This window comes from Anaerorhabdus sp., from assembly GCF_036657415.1.
Taxonomy (GTDB): Bacteria; Bacillota_I; Bacilli_A; order Erysipelotrichales; family Erysipelotrichaceae; genus Anaerorhabdus.
In genome coordinates this window covers 1-15,829 of record NZ_JAVXGL010000016.1, presented here as the reverse complement: position 1 = coordinate 15,829, position 15,829 = coordinate 1, and the positions used below count along the sequence as shown (strand labels likewise).

The 15,829-nt window shown below is 31.0% G+C and carries 22 protein-coding genes and 1 pseudogene; 5 read left to right on the top strand and 18 right to left on the bottom strand.

Translation table 11 applies throughout. The features are described from left to right. From RSB60_RS03835 to RSB60_RS03825, 3 genes are all read right to left on the bottom strand, one after another. On the bottom strand, positions 1–497 hold a 497-nt coding region (locus tag RSB60_RS03835), incomplete at its 3' end, for a PTS mannose/fructose/sorbose/N-acetylgalactosamine transporter subunit IIC (RefSeq protein WP_332614657.1). An 18-nt stretch (positions 498–515) separates the two neighbouring features. Then, positions 516–980: a PTS system mannose/fructose/N-acetylgalactosamine-transporter subunit IIB gene (locus RSB60_RS03830; RefSeq protein WP_323381905.1), complete on the bottom strand. Its 465-nt coding sequence runs from the start codon at positions 978–980 to the stop codon at positions 516–518. 84 nt (positions 981–1,064) lie between these two features. After that, a complete protein-coding gene (locus tag RSB60_RS03825) occupies positions 1,065–1,904 on the bottom strand; it encodes a MurR/RpiR family transcriptional regulator (protein WP_323381906.1) in 840 nt (279 codons plus the stop codon). Between the two features lie 115 nt (positions 1,905–2,019). Between RSB60_RS03825 and murQ the strand changes: the two genes are divergently transcribed. Further along, positions 2,020–2,928 (top strand): N-acetylmuramic acid 6-phosphate etherase, encoded by a 909-nt coding sequence (gene murQ / locus RSB60_RS03820; RefSeq protein WP_332614655.1) that lies wholly within the window; start codon positions 2,020–2,022, stop codon positions 2,926–2,928. Positions 2,929–2,983: 55 nt separating this feature from the next. On the opposite strand, the gene RSB60_RS03815 is transcribed toward murQ, so the two are convergent. The 6 genes from RSB60_RS03815 to RSB60_RS03790 all read right to left on the bottom strand — a co-directional run bounded on the left by RSB60_RS03815 (position 2,984) and on the right by RSB60_RS03790 (position 5,466). After that, positions 2,984–3,304: a competence protein TfoX gene (locus RSB60_RS03815; protein WP_332614653.1), complete on the bottom strand. Its 321-nt coding sequence runs from the start codon at positions 3,302–3,304 to the stop codon at positions 2,984–2,986. Further along, complete coding sequence (locus RSB60_RS03810) at positions 3,304–3,750, bottom strand: nucleoside-diphosphate kinase (RefSeq protein ID WP_332614651.1); 447 nt, start codon at positions 3,748–3,750, stop codon at positions 3,304–3,306. The genes RSB60_RS03815 and RSB60_RS03810 overlap by 1 nt, the downstream gene beginning before the upstream one ends. A 177-nt stretch (positions 3,751–3,927) precedes the next feature. Beyond that, positions 3,928–4,179: a kinase to dihydroxyacetone kinase gene (locus RSB60_RS03805; RefSeq protein ID WP_323381913.1), complete on the bottom strand. Its 252-nt coding sequence runs from the start codon at positions 4,177–4,179 to the stop codon at positions 3,928–3,930. Beyond that, positions 4,172–4,852 (bottom strand): MBL fold metallo-hydrolase, encoded by a 681-nt coding sequence (locus RSB60_RS03800; RefSeq protein WP_323381915.1) that lies wholly within the window; start codon positions 4,850–4,852, stop codon positions 4,172–4,174. The genes RSB60_RS03805 and RSB60_RS03800 overlap by 8 nt, the downstream gene beginning before the upstream one ends. Before the next feature lie 4 nt (positions 4,853–4,856). After that, positions 4,857–5,225: a VOC family protein gene (locus RSB60_RS03795; RefSeq protein ID WP_332614648.1), complete on the bottom strand. Its 369-nt coding sequence runs from the start codon at positions 5,223–5,225 to the stop codon at positions 4,857–4,859. Between the two features lie 79 nt (positions 5,226–5,304). Further along, entirely contained in the window at positions 5,305–5,466 is a 162-nt protein-coding gene (locus tag RSB60_RS03790; protein WP_332614646.1) for a hypothetical protein, read from the bottom strand. A 114-nt stretch (positions 5,467–5,580) separates the two neighbouring features. Here RSB60_RS03790 and RSB60_RS03785 point away from each other — a divergent pair, with 114 nt between their 5' ends. Beyond that, positions 5,581–6,393, top strand: a complete 813-nt coding sequence (locus RSB60_RS03785) for a Cof-type HAD-IIB family hydrolase (RefSeq protein ID WP_332614645.1) — start codon at positions 5,581–5,583, stop codon at positions 6,391–6,393. Here RSB60_RS03785 and RSB60_RS03780 read toward each other — a convergent pair. Continuing rightward, entirely contained in the window at positions 6,379–6,888 is a 510-nt protein-coding gene (locus RSB60_RS03780; protein WP_332614643.1) for a GNAT family N-acetyltransferase, read from the bottom strand. The two genes, RSB60_RS03785 and RSB60_RS03780, sit on opposite strands and share 15 nt — an antisense overlap. Before the next feature lie 128 nt (positions 6,889–7,016). Between RSB60_RS03780 and RSB60_RS03775 the strand changes: the two genes are divergently transcribed. The 3 genes from RSB60_RS03775 (at position 7,017) to RSB60_RS03765 (ending at position 9,504) form a co-directional block, all read left to right on the top strand. Continuing rightward, positions 7,017–7,493 (top strand): flavodoxin family protein, encoded by a 477-nt coding sequence (locus tag RSB60_RS03775; RefSeq protein WP_332614642.1) that lies wholly within the window; start codon positions 7,017–7,019, stop codon positions 7,491–7,493. Between the two features lie 4 nt (positions 7,494–7,497). Continuing rightward, positions 7,498–8,817: an alpha-amylase family glycosyl hydrolase gene (locus RSB60_RS03770; RefSeq protein ID WP_332614641.1), complete on the top strand. Its 1,320-nt coding sequence runs from the start codon at positions 7,498–7,500 to the stop codon at positions 8,815–8,817. Between the two features lie 96 nt (positions 8,818–8,913). Next, a complete protein-coding gene (locus RSB60_RS03765) occupies positions 8,914–9,504 on the top strand; it encodes a helix-turn-helix transcriptional regulator (RefSeq protein ID WP_332614640.1) in 591 nt (196 codons plus the stop codon). Between the two features lie 53 nt (positions 9,505–9,557). Here RSB60_RS03765 and RSB60_RS03760 read toward each other — a convergent pair whose 3' ends face one another. The 8 genes and pseudogenes from RSB60_RS03760 to RSB60_RS03730 all read right to left on the bottom strand — a co-directional run. After that, positions 9,558–10,598 (bottom strand): ABC-F family ATP-binding cassette domain-containing protein, encoded by a 1,041-nt coding sequence (locus RSB60_RS03760; protein ID WP_442879655.1) that lies wholly within the window; start codon positions 10,596–10,598, stop codon positions 9,558–9,560. A gap of 15 nt (positions 10,599–10,613) precedes the next feature. Beyond that, positions 10,614–11,153: pseudogene (locus RSB60_RS11450) on the bottom strand (ATP-binding cassette domain-containing protein); the annotation flags it as partial. Positions 11,154–11,314: 161 nt separating this feature from the next. Further along, positions 11,315–12,223 (bottom strand): sensor domain-containing diguanylate cyclase, encoded by a 909-nt coding sequence (locus tag RSB60_RS03755; RefSeq protein WP_332614638.1) that lies wholly within the window; start codon positions 12,221–12,223, stop codon positions 11,315–11,317. A 124-nt stretch (positions 12,224–12,347) separates the two neighbouring features. Further along, the gene (locus RSB60_RS03750; RefSeq protein WP_332614636.1) at positions 12,348–12,554 is read right to left on the bottom strand and encodes a YwbE family protein; all 207 of its coding nucleotides are present in this window, start codon (positions 12,552–12,554) and stop codon (positions 12,348–12,350) included. Between the two features lies 1 nt (position 12,555). After that, a complete protein-coding gene (locus RSB60_RS03745) occupies positions 12,556–13,947 on the bottom strand; it encodes a DEAD/DEAH box helicase (RefSeq protein WP_332614634.1) in 1,392 nt (463 codons plus the stop codon). Positions 13,948–14,120: 173 nt separating this feature from the next. Continuing rightward, a complete protein-coding gene (locus RSB60_RS03740; protein WP_332614632.1) occupies positions 14,121–14,513 on the bottom strand; it encodes an SRPBCC family protein in 393 nt (130 codons plus the stop codon). 11 nt (positions 14,514–14,524) lie between these two features. Beyond that, the gene (locus RSB60_RS03735; protein WP_442879286.1) at positions 14,525–15,271 is read right to left on the bottom strand and encodes a GNAT family N-acetyltransferase; all 747 of its coding nucleotides are present in this window, start codon (positions 15,269–15,271) and stop codon (positions 14,525–14,527) included. Positions 15,272–15,348: 77 nt separating this feature from the next. Beyond that, positions 15,349–15,829: alpha/beta fold hydrolase (locus RSB60_RS03730; protein WP_332614630.1), on the bottom strand; the 481-nt coding region annotated here is incomplete at its 5' end.

The window sequence follows — 15,829 nt, the reverse complement described above, 5'->3', positions numbered from 1 at the left end:
TTAACAAAATCTGACCCAAAATAAATTGCTAAAAATGTTGGAATAAAGAATACTGTAAAGAAAATTGGTAATCCTAATAAATGCGTCATTTCAACTTTCTTAATATTACCTTCTTCAATATATTTATCTGCACGATGCATTAAATAAATGTTAATATTCCATGCAAACATAATTAATAATTGTGCAAGTAACCCAATTGGCAATGCCAAGGCAATACCAATTTCTGGATTACCACCATTTGTTATTGCAAATACTGTAGAAAGCATACCTGCTATTTGAGCATTTGGTGGAACTGATCCTCCGATTGGAAGAACTCCCATGTACATTAATTCAACACTACCACCTACAATTAACCCTGTAGGTAAATCCCCCATAATCAATCCAATAACTGGCCCTGCAAAGATTGGTCTGGAAATCATCCAGTAACCATACCCATAATTTTCTGTAATTACTAGTGCAATAAATACACTTAGTAATAATGTAGTTATTATATTCATTTCTCTCTCCTCATTATTTTATAATAGTTTAATTAAATCTTGTGATTCATCCGAAGGTGTTGTTCTTGTATCAAGTTCAACACCTAAGCTGTTTAATTCTTTAAAGATACAAACCATTTCCTCGTCAACATAAACTGTTTTAGTACATTGCTTTCTATCTTCTTTGAAATATAATCCGCCAACATTTATGCTTTTTAGTTCAACACCATTTTTCACAATGTTTAATAGAACTTTCGGATGCTTTACTACAACAAATATTTTTTTACCCTCATATTTTTGCAGAAGTTCAACAGCTCTTGTTTCATTTACTACCAAGCATTTCATATCTTTTGGACATGCGAATGCCAACAAATCTTTTTGGAATTGATCTTGGGATACTTCATCATCAATGACCATAATTGCATCGCTTTTATATGCCATTGTCCATGAATAAGCAACTTGCCCGTGAATAAGTCGCTCGTCAATTCTCGCTAAGCTAATCATGTAAGCCCTTCCTTTCCTTTGACTCCAGTTTACTTTTATAAATTAATCTTTCAATAGTTTGAGAGAGAAACGAAACATTGTTTCTTATTTAGAAATAATTCTTGTCTTATTAACATTTTTTACCGATCTGTCATAATCCAAAGAAGTACAGATAGAATAGAGGATATCTACGATATATAATTGCGCTGTTCTCGACGACATTGCTCCGCTTCGAAAAATTGTTTCCTTTGAGCTTACAAACAATGCAAAATCGCATAGGTCTGCTAATGTGCTTTTTGTACTACATGTTATAGCTATAGTTGTTACTGCATTATCTTGTAGCGTTTTAGCCATTTCGATAATTTCTCTTGTTTCACCTGAATATGAAAACAAAACACCTACATGATTCTTATCAGAGTTAATAGCTTGAACAATTTGTCTATCTGACAATTGAAAGCATGATACACTCTTTCCAATACGCATAAATTTATATGCCGCATCAAAAGCAACCGTATTACTTGCACCAACTCCATAAAAATCAATTACTGATGCTTTCATTAGTTCTCTTGCAGAATTCAATAATTTCTTTTCATCAAGTAGTATTCTTGTTTCTTCAATTGATTGAATGCTTATATTGGTGATTTTATCAATGATTTGTTTTACACTATCATTCTTCGCAATTGAAGTTGTATCTAAAATATCTAAATGTATCGTATCGAATGCTTTAATTTCTGATGCAATTTGAATCTTTAACTGGCTAAAACCTTTTACACCCAACTTTTTACAAAGTCTTACAATCGTTGCTGGTGATGTGTATGTTTTTTCAGCTAATTCGTAAATTGACTTATCGATTATTTCCTTTGAATTCTTTAATAAATAATCTCGAACTTGGTTTTCTGCTTCAGGTAAATTGCGATATTCTCTTAATGTTATTAAAATACTCATAGAACCCCTCCTTGCATTTTATTAAATCATATTATGAAACATTGTTTCAAGTTTAAATGAGTTTATTGCAATTTTATTTTCGAACGATATGATAATAAAAAAGGAGAAAAATACTATGCACTTAAATTTAGTAAACCTAGAAACCGAATCAAGAAATATGAAAACTACCAATATTGACATTCTTTCAACCGAAGAAATATTGCATCTCATCAATGAAGAAGATGCAACTGTTGCATCTTGCGTAAATAAAGTAATTCCAAAGATAACAGAGCTTGTTGATGAAATTGTCAAAGCTATTAAAAATGGTGGACGTCTTTTTTATATAGGAGCTGGTACTTCAGGGAGAATTGGATTTCTTGATGCTGCTGAATGTCCCCCTACTTATGGCGTCTCTTATGATTTAGTAAAAGGAATAATTGCTGGTGGTTATAGCGCATTGTACAAAGCTAAAGAAGGTTCAGAAGATGATTATAATCTTGCCGAATTAGATTTAAAAGCTGAAAACTTCAACTCAAAAGATATATTGATTGGAATAGCTGCATCAGGAAGAACTCCTTATGTATTAGGCGCTTTAGCCTACGCAAAAAGTACAGATGCCATTACAGGTTCTATTGCTTGTGTAAGCAATAGTGAAATTGGTAAAGTATCCGATTATCCAATCGATGTCGTTACAGGTCAAGAGGTCATAACTGGTTCAACAAGAATGAAGGCTGGCACAGCACAAAAACTAATTCTCAATATGATTTCTACAACAACAATGATTAAATTAGGAAAAGTTTACGGCAATCTTATGGTTGATCTTAACCCCACTAATGAAAAACTTGTTGCTCGTGCAATTCATTTTATTGAAGAAGCTACCAGTTGCTCAACACAGCGTGCACAAACACTTTTTGAAGAAAGTGGGCAATGTGTGAAGACAGCAATTCTCATGGAGTTAGCAAATTTATCAAAAGATGAGGCGAATCAGCTTCTTGAAAAAAATGATCAAATTCTCAAAAATGCTATTAATAATTTTAATAAATAAATACCCCTTCCATAGACATAAAAAGTCTCTCTATCACTTACTAGAGAGACTTTATTTATTTCTTTTTTCTAGGTTTAGGCAATGGAACAATTGATTCCAATAAAATAGCTATATCTTGAAATTTTTCTTTTTGATCAATATCTACAACATAGTGTTCTTTAGCACCATTATAAGGAATTCCGACATCCGAATTCTTCATAATTTCATTTAAACATTCATGTTTTTTCACAAACACTGTATTATCGCATACCAGAAAAATTGGTTTTTGATTTATGTATACCATGTATTCTCCAAACATTTTCTTGTAACTTACAAGCATATCTAAATCATTTAATTTTTCACATACATACTCAATATAGTCTAAAGAAGTTGACATTATTCAAACCAAAGTCCAAGTTCTTTTTTTGCACTGTCTTCGCTATCAGAAGCATGAATTAAATTATTTAACATTCTACCTTCTGCCTTTGACTTCTCCATAGAATCATTTCCATACTTACCGCGCAATGTATTTTTATTTGCTTTTGCTGGATCTGTAGGACCAATTAATTCTCTAAATTTTGTTACACAATCTCCTGTATCATTTGTGATTTCTAATGCAAGAACCTTCTTACCTACAAATGCCTTTAAAACAGATTCTTTAAATGAATCAGAATTTAAACGTTCAATTACTTCCTCATAATGTTTAAGGATTCTCTTTTCATCAACCACAACTTCTTTTTCAGCTTCAATTCTAAATCCATTATCTTTGATTTCTTGAATTAAAGTATCTACTAAATTCCGTTCAAAACAATCTGGTTTAAGCATTACATACGATTTATTCATTCTCTTTCTCCTTTTAATTTGTTATGTTCATTCTACCATGTTTCTTGTTACATTTAGTGCAAGAACTAGTAAATTTCATTGTATAAATCACTTTCTTTTAATGATTTCATTAAACGCACTACTAGAAATTAAAAAGTCTGCCCATGCAGACTTTTAACTGTAAATTATATATTGGTACTATCCTTTTAACCCTTTTTCTTGTCTTTCCATATTCTCCACAACTACATCATAGATTTCCCCTAGTGTTGAACAATATTCGAGTACTTGCCATGGTTCGTTTGTATGGAAGTGAATCTTGATGAGTGTATCATCTCCTACTGCTAATAGACAATCTCCTTTAAAATTATTGGTGATATAGTCATTAATTGCATCTTCATTCAAATCTTCACCTTCGATTAATAATTGCGTATCATATCTAAATTCAAGCATCTTCATTCTCCTTTATCTTAAATGTTTGACCTTTTCTGTTTACATCCATAACTTTATGCTCATGTGAGGCATTGTAACGTTCAATAATTGAATAGTCATTCCAAAAATGCATTGGAAATATTGTCTTTACCTTCACTTTTTCAAGAAGCTCTTCAATTCCTGAAAACTCATATTCTTCTTGCCTAGGATCTAATGGAATAAACGCGATATCAATTTTTTTGTTTTTTAACTTTTCTATTTCCTTTGAAAAATTTTCTTGCATCAATTGATTATCTTCATTCGTCTCTTCATTCCACAACCATAAATTCAAATCACCTGCATGGTAAATAAGTTTTCCTTCAACATTGATTAAAAAGGCGACACCTGAATCGGTTGATTTTAATGTTTCTATATCTATGTTTTCAAACTTAACTTTTTCATTTGGTGAAATCAGTACATCTACTTCATGAGTTGTTTGTACATCAGATGAAAATACATAACTTACATTCGAATAAAATTTTAGAAGATTAAAGATTCCTTTGTTGAAGTGATCGTGATGAAAATGACTTACAAACACAATCAACTTTTTATCCACATCCATTTTGGGAATACTTCCTTCATAATAATCAAAAAGCAAATTTACATTATCACATTCTACTAAATAGCCACTATGACCAATATATGTAACTTTCATATATTTACCTTGTTGGAACTACTTCTAGCCAATAACCATCTGGATCTTCAATAAAATAAATACCCATTTCTAGATTTTCAAAACATACACAATTCATCTTTTTGTGCTTCTTTAATGCAGCCTCATAATCATCAACTTGAAATGCTAAATGAAACTCACAATCTCCTAAATCATATGGTCTTTCCATATTTTTTAGCCATGTTAATTCCAACTCAAAATCACTCTCTTGATTACCTAAATAGACAATAATAAATGAACCATCATCTGAAATTTTTCTTCTTTTCTCAACTAGGCCCAAGGCTTCATTATAGAATGCCAAGGATTTATCTAAATCTCTTACATTATAGTTTTCATGAATCATTTTAAATTTCATAGTAATTCTCCATTTCCAACTTAATTGTTACATTTAAGAGACAGAATAATCAAGTATTACACTTATTTTTATACTTCTTTCATGAATTTATTTTTAAGCAATATAAAATATACCAATGTGCTGGAACAAAAGTTTCGTTAGGAAAATAATCAAGAAGTTCTCTTTCATTTGCTTTCATTATGATTACTGGTAATTCTTTTCCTATTTCTACAAGTTCATGTTGATAATTATCTTTTTTCATCATCTTCACCTATACCTATTATATATTAAACTTTCAAATACACATCATCAAAATTTTTCGATTTTTTTATACACTAAAATATGATAGATTATACCTATGACGAGGAGACTAATCATGAATATAAAAGTACTTATGTTTGACTTAGATGGTACCCTATTAACATCCAATGGAATTGTTTCAAAGAATAGTCTGGATACTCTCAAATGTGCAAAAGAAAAAGGCTATCATATTGGTATTTGTACAGGGAGAGAAGCTCTGAGTGTTAAAGATTTATTGCCAGAATGGGGATTAGAAGGACTTATTGATTCTATAGTAGGAACTGGTGGTGCTGAAGTTTTAGATTTATCATTAAATGTCCATGAAACAAATCATTTTCTAGAAGGAAATCTAATTAAAGAAATTGTAAGTCATTATCAAGATATGGATGTGAACTTTGCGATTCCTTATAATGGTATGATCTATGCTCCTTTTGAAAATGATATGATTAAACTCCTTTCTAAGTTCGATAAGATTCCCTATGAAATAGTAGATTTCGATAAATTTTTAATTGAACCAAAACCTAAAGTAATGATTGTATGTGAAGAAATGATTATGGATCAAGTAATTGAACGTTCAAAAACATTTAAGAGCAATCAATACAAATCTGCATCTTTAAAAACCGCAAGTGTCCTTTATGAATATATGGATCCAAATATTTCAAAAACAGGTGGCATTCAAAAAATTCTTGACTACCATAATTTTACACTTGAAGAATGTTGTTGTTTCGGTGATGCGGATAATGATTTTGATATGATTAAAAATGCAGGTATAGGTGTTGTCATGGGCAATGGTAGCAGTCATACAAAAAGTGTTGCCAATTATATAACAGATGATAATGATCATGATGGTATTGCTAATTTTATAAATAATATTTTATTTAAGATGTAAGCAATAAATATATGAATCATACTCAATTTCTGTATTAGCTTTTCTAAAACATGTTTCTTTTTCTACATGAAATCCTAGTTTACAAAACACGGCATTGGATGCAGTGTTTTCTTTTGCTACTTCAGCTGTAAGCTTTAAACAACCAAACATGGATGCATATTTTATCAATGCCCTAATAATTTCTGTAGCATATCCTTGATGCTGAAAACAGGAATGAACACATATTCCTAAATCGCAAATACACGTTTCATAATTAGGCACTAAACTACAAGTCCCTATAAGCTCCATTGTATCTTTTCGAATGGCAATAAATGGCATCCAACTAATATCTTTTTCTATATCCACCGCAAAGTTCAAATAGCTTTCACTTGCTTGATTACGAGGTGGATCACTTAAATATTTACCCATCTTCTCATCCAACCATATACTAAGACAAAAATCACTATCATGTTCAGTAGTGCTTCTTATAATTAATCTTTCTGTCTCTAACTTCATAATATGTCCTCTTATCATTTAATACACTGTATCATGATAGTTCAATTCATACTAGATTGTATTCTTTTGATTGTGCATTATTTTATAGAATGTTACCATAGTCATGAAAGAGCTAGAAGGAAAAAACTATGAAATCAATCGTTATTTATTATTCACTTGATGGCAATACTGAAATGATCGCATCTTTGATAAAGGAAAATATTGATGCTGATTTGATTAAAATTCAACCAATCAAGGAAGTTCCAAAAAGTGGCTTTATGAAATATTTTTGGGGTGGTAAAAGTGTTGTTTTCAACGAAAAACCAGCATTGTTAAATGAACCAATAGATCTAACCTCTTATGATAAGATTTATATCGGTTCTCCAGTATGGAATGCAAGTTATGCACCACCACTCACAACCTTTTTCACAATAAACAAGATTGTTAATAAAGATATTTATTTATTTGCTTGTCACGGTGGTGGAGGTACTAAAGTATTCAATAAAAAGTTAAGTAATTTATTATTGAATAATACTGTAGTTAGCACAATTGATTTTATTGATCCATTAAAATCAAATAAAGATGAAATTGCCATTAAAGTTAAAGATTGGCTCGCTCGAGGTTAATAAAATGTGGTTTGAAAATAGTATTTTTTATCAAATTTATACACTAGGGTTTTGTGGGGCACCACACACTAACGATGGCATTCAAGTATCACGGCTAAATGATATTATTAAATGGATCCCTCATTTAAAACAATGTAATATCGATGCCATCTATTTTACTCCCATCTTTGAATCTGACTCCCATGGCTATGATACTCGCGACTATCAAAAAATTGACTGTCGTTTAGGCACAAACGAAGATTTTAAGATAGTTACGCAGCATTTAAAAGATAATAATATAAGAATCATTTTAGATGGTGTTTTTAATCATGTTGGACGTGGATTTTGGGCTTTCCAAGATGTACTTCAACATCGTTATGATTCACTTTACAAAGACTGGTTTCATATTAATTTTGATGGTAATTCACCTTATAATGATGAATTCTACTATGAAGGCTGGGAAGGCCATTATGAACTTGTTAAACTCAATCTAAAAAATCCAGATGTTGTTCACTATTTACTTGAAAGTATTCGACTATGGATAGATGAATTTGATATTGATGGTATTCGTTTGGATGTAGCCTATTGTATTGAACCTGACTTTCTTAAAACAATTCGGACTTTTTGTACGGAAATTAAAGGTGATTTCTTTTTAGTTGGAGAAATTATTTCAGGTGATTATTCACGTATTGTCAACCAAGAAATGCTTCACAGCTGTACAAATTATGAATGTTTCAAAGGAATTCATTCAAGTTTAAATGATTTGAATTTATTTGAAATTGCACATTCATTAAACCGTCAATTTTCAAACGATCCTTATTCACTTTATAAAAATATGCATTTATTATCATTTGTAGATAATCACGATGTATCCCGTATTGCCAGTAATCTCAAGAATAAAAACCATTTACCTCTAGCCTATGGCTTACTATTTTCTATGCCTGGTATTCCTTGTCTTTACTATGGAAGTGAATGGGGAATAGAAGGATTAAAACAAAAAGGATCTGATGATAATTTACGCCCACATATTGAATATCCTGTCTTCAATGAACTTGCAGAAATAGTTGCAAAACTGACAGAAATTCATAAAAGCACTAAAGCAATTATCTATGGCGATTATAAAAATGTCACCATTTTAAACAAACAATTAGTTTATCAACGCTCTTTTGAAGATGAATCTATTTTAGTTGTCTTTAACATTGATCAATCTACGTATACATTATCACCAAGTCAATTGGGATCATACAGTGAAGCAATTGATTTAATAAGTGGAGATACTGTTATATTGTCTTCTTCCATAACCTTGCAACCCTATTCCATGTATTATTTAAAAATCACTAAATAAATTAAATGTTAAAAAAAATTGCGCATCTTCCAACGAAAATTGGTAGAGCAATTTTTATATATGAACTAAAATTTTTTTGTGAAGGGAGATACTAAAATGAGTATTGGAAGTAAACTATCCGAATTAAGAAAGAAGAACAATTATTCGCAAGAAGACCTTGCAGAAAAGTTAAATGTAACCCGTCAAACAATTTCAAAATGGGAATTGGATGAAACATCACCTGATTTAAATTCAGCTAAACAATTATCCATTATTTTTCAAATAAGCTTGGATGATTTAGTTGATAATGATATTAAAAATATTGTTGTCGAAAAAGTAAGTAATACGGAGAAACTCGCAGGGATCATTATTGACACATTAAAAGTAATTGGTATTGGATTTGTGATTCTAATTATTCTTTCAATTGTGATTATTTTCGTATTCAATATCACTCAATCTGAAACCTCTAAAACAACATCTTCAGTAACAATGGCTTGTGAAGTTGCAGATGAAAGTTATTTAGTTAAGTTTGGAAGTGATGGTTATTTCGATTGTAAGGGTTGTAATGATAAAATGCTAATTTCATTGATGGACTTTACAGATTGGGCTAACATTGATACAAGTATTGAAAATGTAAATAATTATTTTGAAAGTAATGGTGGTCAATGCCGAGTAATGAGTAGTGAAGAATCAATTCCAGCAAAATAAATTCTAATTCATTGATACAAAAAAACCGATTATCACAATAATCGGTTTTTTATTTATTCTTCGATACCTAATTCTTTTTCTAAGTATTCATCATATGTACAACGATAATCACCTAAAGTTCCATCTTCGCGAATGACCAAAATACGATTCGCTATAGTTTGAAGAAATTGATGGTCATGTGATGTAAATAATAATTCTGCTTTAGTATTAATCAAACCATCATTTAATGATGTGATTGCTTCAAGGTCTAAATGGTTAGTCGGATCATCTAACATAACTAGATTAGGTGATTCAAGCATTGCTTTACTAAGCATGCATCGAGCTTTTTCCCCACCTGACAAAACCTTAACTGGCTTAAGTGCTTCTTCACCAGTAAATAACATTCTTCCTAAGAAGCCACGAATGAATGACATATCATCAGTATCAGTATAGCGTGATAACCATGTACAAATATCATCTTCATTCTCAAAATATTTTGAATTATCCATTGGAATATATGATGGTGTTATTGTTTGTCCTAAATTAAATTCCCCACTGTCTGCTTCAACTTCATTATTGATGATCTTTAGTAACATTGTACAAGCAACAGGATTACCAATTAACGCAATCTTGTCGTCTTGAAGCATAGAGAAACTAATATTGTCTAAAAGTTTTACCTCTTCAACACTCTTTGAAATTCCTTCAACATTTAAAATTTGTTTACCAGATTCTCTTGCCGGTTTGAAATCGATAAATGGATAACGACGGGTTGATGGTTTTAAATCATCCAACACAATTTTATCTAAAATTTTCTTACGTGATGTAGCTTGTTTTGATTTAGAAGCATTGGCAGAGAAACGGGCAATGAAATCTTCCAATTCCTTTATCTTATCTTCTTTCTTACGATTTACATCTTTTAATTGCTTTGCCATCAATTGGCTTGATTCATACCAGAAGTCATAGTTACCTGAGTAAATACGAATTTCTCCAAAATCAACATCTGCAATATGTGTACATACCTTATTTAAAAAGTGACGGTCATGTGATACTACAATTACTGTATGTTCATAGTTAATTAAAAAGTGTTCTAACCAAGAAATGGCTTTAATATCCAATCCGTTGGTAGGTTCATCCAATAGTAATGTATCGGCACCAGAGAATAACGCTTGAGCAAGTAAAACTTTTACCTTTTCACTCCCTGTTAATTCTTTCATACATTTTTCATGATAATCTGAATCAATACCCAAACCATTCAACAAGATTGCAACTTGGCTTTCTGCGTTCCAACCATCTAGTTCTGCAAATTCTGCTTCTAGGTGACCGGCACGTTCACCATCTTCGTCGCTAAAATCAGTTTTTGCATATAATGCATCTTTTTCTTCCATAATTGCATAAAGTTTTTCATTACCGCGCAACACAACATTAATTACTTTTTCATCATCAAATGCAAAATGATCTTGCTTCAATGTAAAGAGTGTCTCACGGCTACCCATGTATACTTCACCAGTATCTGGTTGTAGTTCTCCACTCAAAACCTTTAAAAAAGTACTCTTACCTGCTCCATTTGCTCCAATTAAGCCATAACAGTTACCATTTGTAAATTTTATATTAACTTCCTTGTAAAGTGTTCTTTGTCCAAAACGAACACTAATATTGTTTGTTCCTATCATCGTATTACCTCCAAACGCAATATTGGAATTATACCATGAACAGCTGAATTATGCGAATTTTAGGTATTTATTACTGTTATTGAAAAACAAAAAAAAGTTGTCTTAGCTTTTGACAACTCTTTTAACTGATTATTGGGTGGTTAATGCCAATACTATTATGGTTATTTTGCTTGAAATTGATTTTTTCCATTATTCTTTGCTTGATATAGTGCTTCATCAGATTCAATGTAAAGTTCGTCAAAACTCTTTGTTTTATCACTAAAAGCAATACCAATGCTTACAGTTATATCGCATTTAGCAAATTTGCGACTATTCATTGTATCACATAACTCTCCTGCTTTTTTTATCGCTACTTCCTTTGATGGAATATCTGTCATTAATATTGTGAATTCGTCGCCACCTACTCGACCAATAACATCACGGCTACGGAAACGTTCCTTAAGTTCCGTGGCTACTTGTTCCAAAACTTGATCTCCTACTGCATGTCCATAACAATCATTCACATCTTTGAAATCATCAACATCTACCATAAGTAATGCATGTAGACAATTATTTTGTCTTTCAAGTGCTTTTTTTGCTAAGGTATTAAAAGTTGCTTTATTGTTTAATTCAGTCAATTGATCTTGTTGTGCTAATAATTTCATTGCTTCTTCTTGTTCTTTAATTTTAGTTATTTCTGTTACAACACTTAAATTTTGCATTATATTATTTGGTAGTGATTTTACAATGCCTTTATCTATTACCCATCTTATTTCACCACTACGATGAATAATACGATACATAAGTTCATATGTATCTCCTTGTGCCATTTGTATAGCATAATCTTCATCCGATTGTTTTTTATCATCCTCTAAAATTAAACCTTGTGGGTTTCCATCTTTTTCTGCTTGAAGTTGTTCTGGTGTATATCCTGTAATTTCTGACCAGCCACGATTTGAATAAACTACACTTGAACTTTGTGTACTCAAATCAAAATTACACAAGATAATTCCGCCGCGCATTCTTTCTAGCATATCTCTCATATTATTATTCATGCTTATTTCGTCGTTATAGCAATCTATATTACCCATACCTTTTCCCCGCTATGCTTATAGTGAAATGATAGCACTTTTTTAGGTTTTTGACTAAGATAATGTATTTAAAATAATAAAAACACCATAATAGCATTCTTAATCCTACCTGGCGTTTATTAAATTATTTATTACTAATTGAATCGATTACCATAACTCTACCAACTATTCCACCCTCAAGCATTACTTTAATACCTCTTGGATGATTATGTGAATTTGTCAGAATACGGCTTACAATCCCTTGCGTTAACTTCCCACTTCTTTGATCTTGTTTTTGAACAACTTGTACCGATGTTCCGATTTGAATTTGATCACGCTTTGTTATTGGCATACTATTTTCCACGAGTTCCTTGTTTTGGTTTTCTTTGTTGACTCGTTTTTGACTTTCCTGCATAAGATTTCTCAGAAGACTTTGCCGCTTTTTTCTTTTGATAAGGCTTATATTCTGATTTCTTATCCTTAGATTTCTTATTACTCGTTTTTTCAGTTTTATTATCTTTAGAAATTCTATTTTCTTTGTTTGCCTTATTGTTAATAGGTTTAGAATTCTTTACTTTCGCTGAAGAATTTCTTTGCTTTTTCTTCGGTGTAGGTTCTGTTACTAACATTGGATATGGATGTTCTTTTACTACTGGAATAGTTAAATGAATCAGTTTTTGTATACTCTTTACCAAATCTAATTCATCAATATCTGCAAATGAAACTGATGTTCCTGCATTTCCAGCTCTACCTGTTCTACCAATACGGTGAACATAAGCTTCTGCTTCTGTAGGTATGTCATAATTAAAAACATAACTCAGTTCATTGATATCAATTCCCCGTGCTGCAATATCTGTTGCAACGAGAACTTTGATTTCACCATTCTTGAATTTTGATAACGCAATTTGGCGTGCACTTTGTGATTTATTACCATGAATTATTCCAACTTTAATATGTGCTGCATCTAAAAATTTTCCTAAACGATTCGCATTATTTTTAGTTCTTGTAAATACTAATGCACTTTCAATTTTTTCTTTTTTCAATAAATCGACTAATAAATTTTTCTTATTTGCTTTATCAACATAATAAAGTGATTGTTTAATGTTTTCTACTGTTGATGAAGGTGGTGTTACTTCAATAACAACTGGATTATGTAATAATGTTTGCGTTAACTCTTTTATTTCATTAGGCATTGTTGCGCTAAAGAATAACGTTTGTTTTTTTTCTGGTAATGATGCAATAATTCTCTTTACATCAAATAGAAATCCCATATCAAGCATACGATCTGCTTCATCCAATATAAAAACTTCTATTTCATTGATATGAATAATTTTTTGCTTCATCAAGTCTAACAAACGTCCTGGTGTTGCTACAACAATATCAACACCTTGACGAATTGCCTTTTCTTGGGATTTTTGTGGTACCCCACCAAATACAATTGCACTTTTGATATTTGTATACTTTGCATACTCAATAAAATTTTCTTCTATTTGAATTGCTAGTTCTCTTGTCGGCGTTAAAATTAAACTTCTAATCTTAGTTGCGTCATGTTTCTTTAATCTTTGAATTGTGGGAATTAAAAATGCTGCTGTTTTCCCTGTACCTGTTTGTGCACATCCTAAAATGTCTTTACCTAATAATGCATGAGGTATCGCTTTTTCTTGGATTGGCGTCGGTTCGGTATAACCTTTTTCTTCTACTGCTTTTAAAATTGATTCGTTAATGTCTAATGTGTTAAATTTCATGTTTTCCTTTTCGATAAGCGTATAAAAAGCGATACATTTAAGCATCGCCTTATCGCTATTTATTACTGTATGTACGCTAACTAGTATATCATAGTATCGAAAAAAGAACAACTTTTGCTCTTATATCGCTTGGATAGCTGGTAAAAAATCATATTTATTCGCACATTTTAGTTTCATTCAACAGCTTTCTTCAAATCACTAATGAACTGTTGTTGCTGCTTTTTTAAATAAGATTTAACAAATGGTTTCATCATAATTTTCTTAGCATTAACTTCTTCCGTTAAGTCCAAAAATATCTGTCCATCCTTTTCAGTGAAGATTCCACACCAACAACCGCTCATATTATCATTTTCAAATTCAAACTCCCATCGTTTATAGGGTTCATAGATTGTTGTTGTAAATTTGGTTGAATATCCTTCACGTGTAATTTCAATGAATTGATATTCATTAATAACTTCTGTACTTTTCAAATCACTTCGCCATGAATAATCACTGACATTTGTTATTATTTCCCATACTCGTTGAATATTGCTTTTCAAAGAAATACACTCTTTTGCTATTGCCATACTATCACTCCTTATTTATTCAATATTTTCGTTAGACTTTCCGGATTTATTAAGTTAACAGTTTGAAAACTTCCTTTATAGAATATCCCATAATTATTAAATACACAGGGTAATTTTTTTGCTTCATCAAGTGAATGTACTTGTTTAAAAAATGCCATTATATGATTTTGATCACAATATTCTTTTAATGATTCTATATTTTGATAAATAAAAGGACATTGCATATCATAATAAATTGTTAATTCTTGATTCTCAATCTTCGATTTCTTTGCCTTCTTCGTAAATCTTGGTTTACTCTTGTCAAAAGATAATGCAAGTAATTCATAATCATTGTCTGTTGTATCAACAACCTCAAATCCAAATTTTTTCATAAATTCTTGATTTGATAACCATGCTTTTTGACGCTTTGACCCAAGCATACATACTCCAGATTTTCCACTTTTCTTTGCATCTTCTAAACAATATTCTAAAAGTTCTCTACCATAACCTTTTTTTGCATCACTACCCGTTACCCATAAACAATAGAGATAGATGTAATTATCGCCTTCAATAGGTACCCAAGCAGTTTCAAGTGGTGCATACTCAATGAAAACTGTTGATTTTGTATTTAGTTTTCTAAATACATGACCTTCTTTCAAACGATCACTTAACCATTGTCGTTTTGCTTCAACTCCAGGGTGAACTTTTTTACTTCGAATAATACAGCATAAATGTTCTTTTTGAATATTTTCAGATGTTAAATTAATAAATTCTGCCATTATAACTTCCTCATCATCTATTGTTTATATTGTATCAAATATATCCTGACATCTTTTGTCATATTTATGTAGATATTTTACTTATTTATAAATTCTACAATCTCATTATTAATTGAATCCGGTTTACTTACACATAACAAATGAGATGAATTATTCACAATTTTTAATTCTAAATTTTTAACTAAATGTTTTGCGCGTTTAATAGCTTGAGGTATTGAAAATGCAAATTCATATTCTCCGAGCATTAAAAGTACTGGCATATTTAAATTCAGTAAGTGTTCTTTCTTTATCCATTTAGGAAAACTTGCACTCGAATTCATATTCATAACTGAAATTGTAAATTGTCTAATGATACTGTCTGGAAGTGGTTCTTCCCTTTCACTTCCCCATCCAATATAATTTTCGACATTCTCTCTTGTCGGATGAAATCCCATCTTCATTATTTTCATAAAAAATGACATATGCATTTTTGCGAAAGTTTGTACTGGACTAAGCATTATTAATTTCAACACTTTTTGTGGATAGTAACCTGCATAGTTAGCAGCATTCCAACCTCCT

Coding starts and splice junctions, on each gene's coding strand:
- RSB60_RS03765 (WP_332614640.1), top strand. CDS start 8,914: ATGAGTATTGGAAGTAAACTATCCGAATTAAGAAAGAAGAACAATTAT.
- RSB60_RS03790 (WP_332614646.1), bottom strand. CDS start 5,466: ATGAAAAAAGATAATTATCAACATGAACTTGTAGAAATAGGAAAAGAA.
- RSB60_RS03750 (WP_332614636.1), bottom strand. CDS start 12,554: ATGCCAATAACAAAGCGTGATCAAATTCAAATCGGAACATCGGTACAA.
- RSB60_RS03735 (WP_442879286.1), bottom strand. CDS start 15,271: ATGGCAGAATTTATTAATTTAACATCTGAAAATATTCAAAAAGAACAT.
- RSB60_RS03800 (WP_323381915.1), bottom strand. CDS start 4,852: ATGAAAGTTACATATATTGGTCATAGTGGCTATTTAGTAGAATGTGAT.
- RSB60_RS03795 (WP_332614648.1), bottom strand. CDS start 5,225: ATGAAATTTAAAATGATTCATGAAAACTATAATGTAAGAGATTTAGAT.
- RSB60_RS03770 (WP_332614641.1), top strand. CDS start 7,498: ATGTGGTTTGAAAATAGTATTTTTTATCAAATTTATACACTAGGGTTT.
- RSB60_RS03745 (WP_332614634.1), bottom strand. CDS start 13,947: ATGAAATTTAACACATTAGACATTAACGAATCAATTTTAAAAGCAGTA.
- RSB60_RS03785 (WP_332614645.1), top strand. CDS start 5,581: ATGAATATAAAAGTACTTATGTTTGACTTAGATGGTACCCTATTAACA.
- RSB60_RS03780 (WP_332614643.1), bottom strand. CDS start 6,888: ATGAAGTTAGAGACAGAAAGATTAATTATAAGAAGCACTACTGAACAT.
- RSB60_RS03810 (WP_332614651.1), bottom strand. CDS start 3,750: ATGAATAAATCGTATGTAATGCTTAAACCAGATTGTTTTGAACGGAAT.
- RSB60_RS03740 (WP_332614632.1), bottom strand. CDS start 14,513: ATGGCAATAGCAAAAGAGTGTATTTCTTTGAAAAGCAATATTCAACGA.
- RSB60_RS03830 (WP_323381905.1), bottom strand. CDS start 980: ATGATTAGCTTAGCGAGAATTGACGAGCGACTTATTCACGGGCAAGTT.
- RSB60_RS03775 (WP_332614642.1), top strand. CDS start 7,017: ATGAAATCAATCGTTATTTATTATTCACTTGATGGCAATACTGAAATG.
- RSB60_RS03805 (WP_323381913.1), bottom strand. CDS start 4,179: ATGCTTGAATTTAGATATGATACGCAATTATTAATCGAAGGTGAAGAT.
- RSB60_RS03815 (WP_332614653.1), bottom strand. CDS start 3,304: ATGTCAACTTCTTTAGACTATATTGAGTATGTATGTGAAAAATTAAAT.
- RSB60_RS03755 (WP_332614638.1), bottom strand. CDS start 12,223: ATGGGTAATATAGATTGCTATAACGACGAAATAAGCATGAATAATAAT.
- RSB60_RS03825 (WP_323381906.1), bottom strand. CDS start 1,904: ATGAGTATTTTAATAACATTAAGAGAATATCGCAATTTACCTGAAGCA.
- murQ (WP_332614655.1), top strand. CDS start 2,020: ATGCACTTAAATTTAGTAAACCTAGAAACCGAATCAAGAAATATGAAA.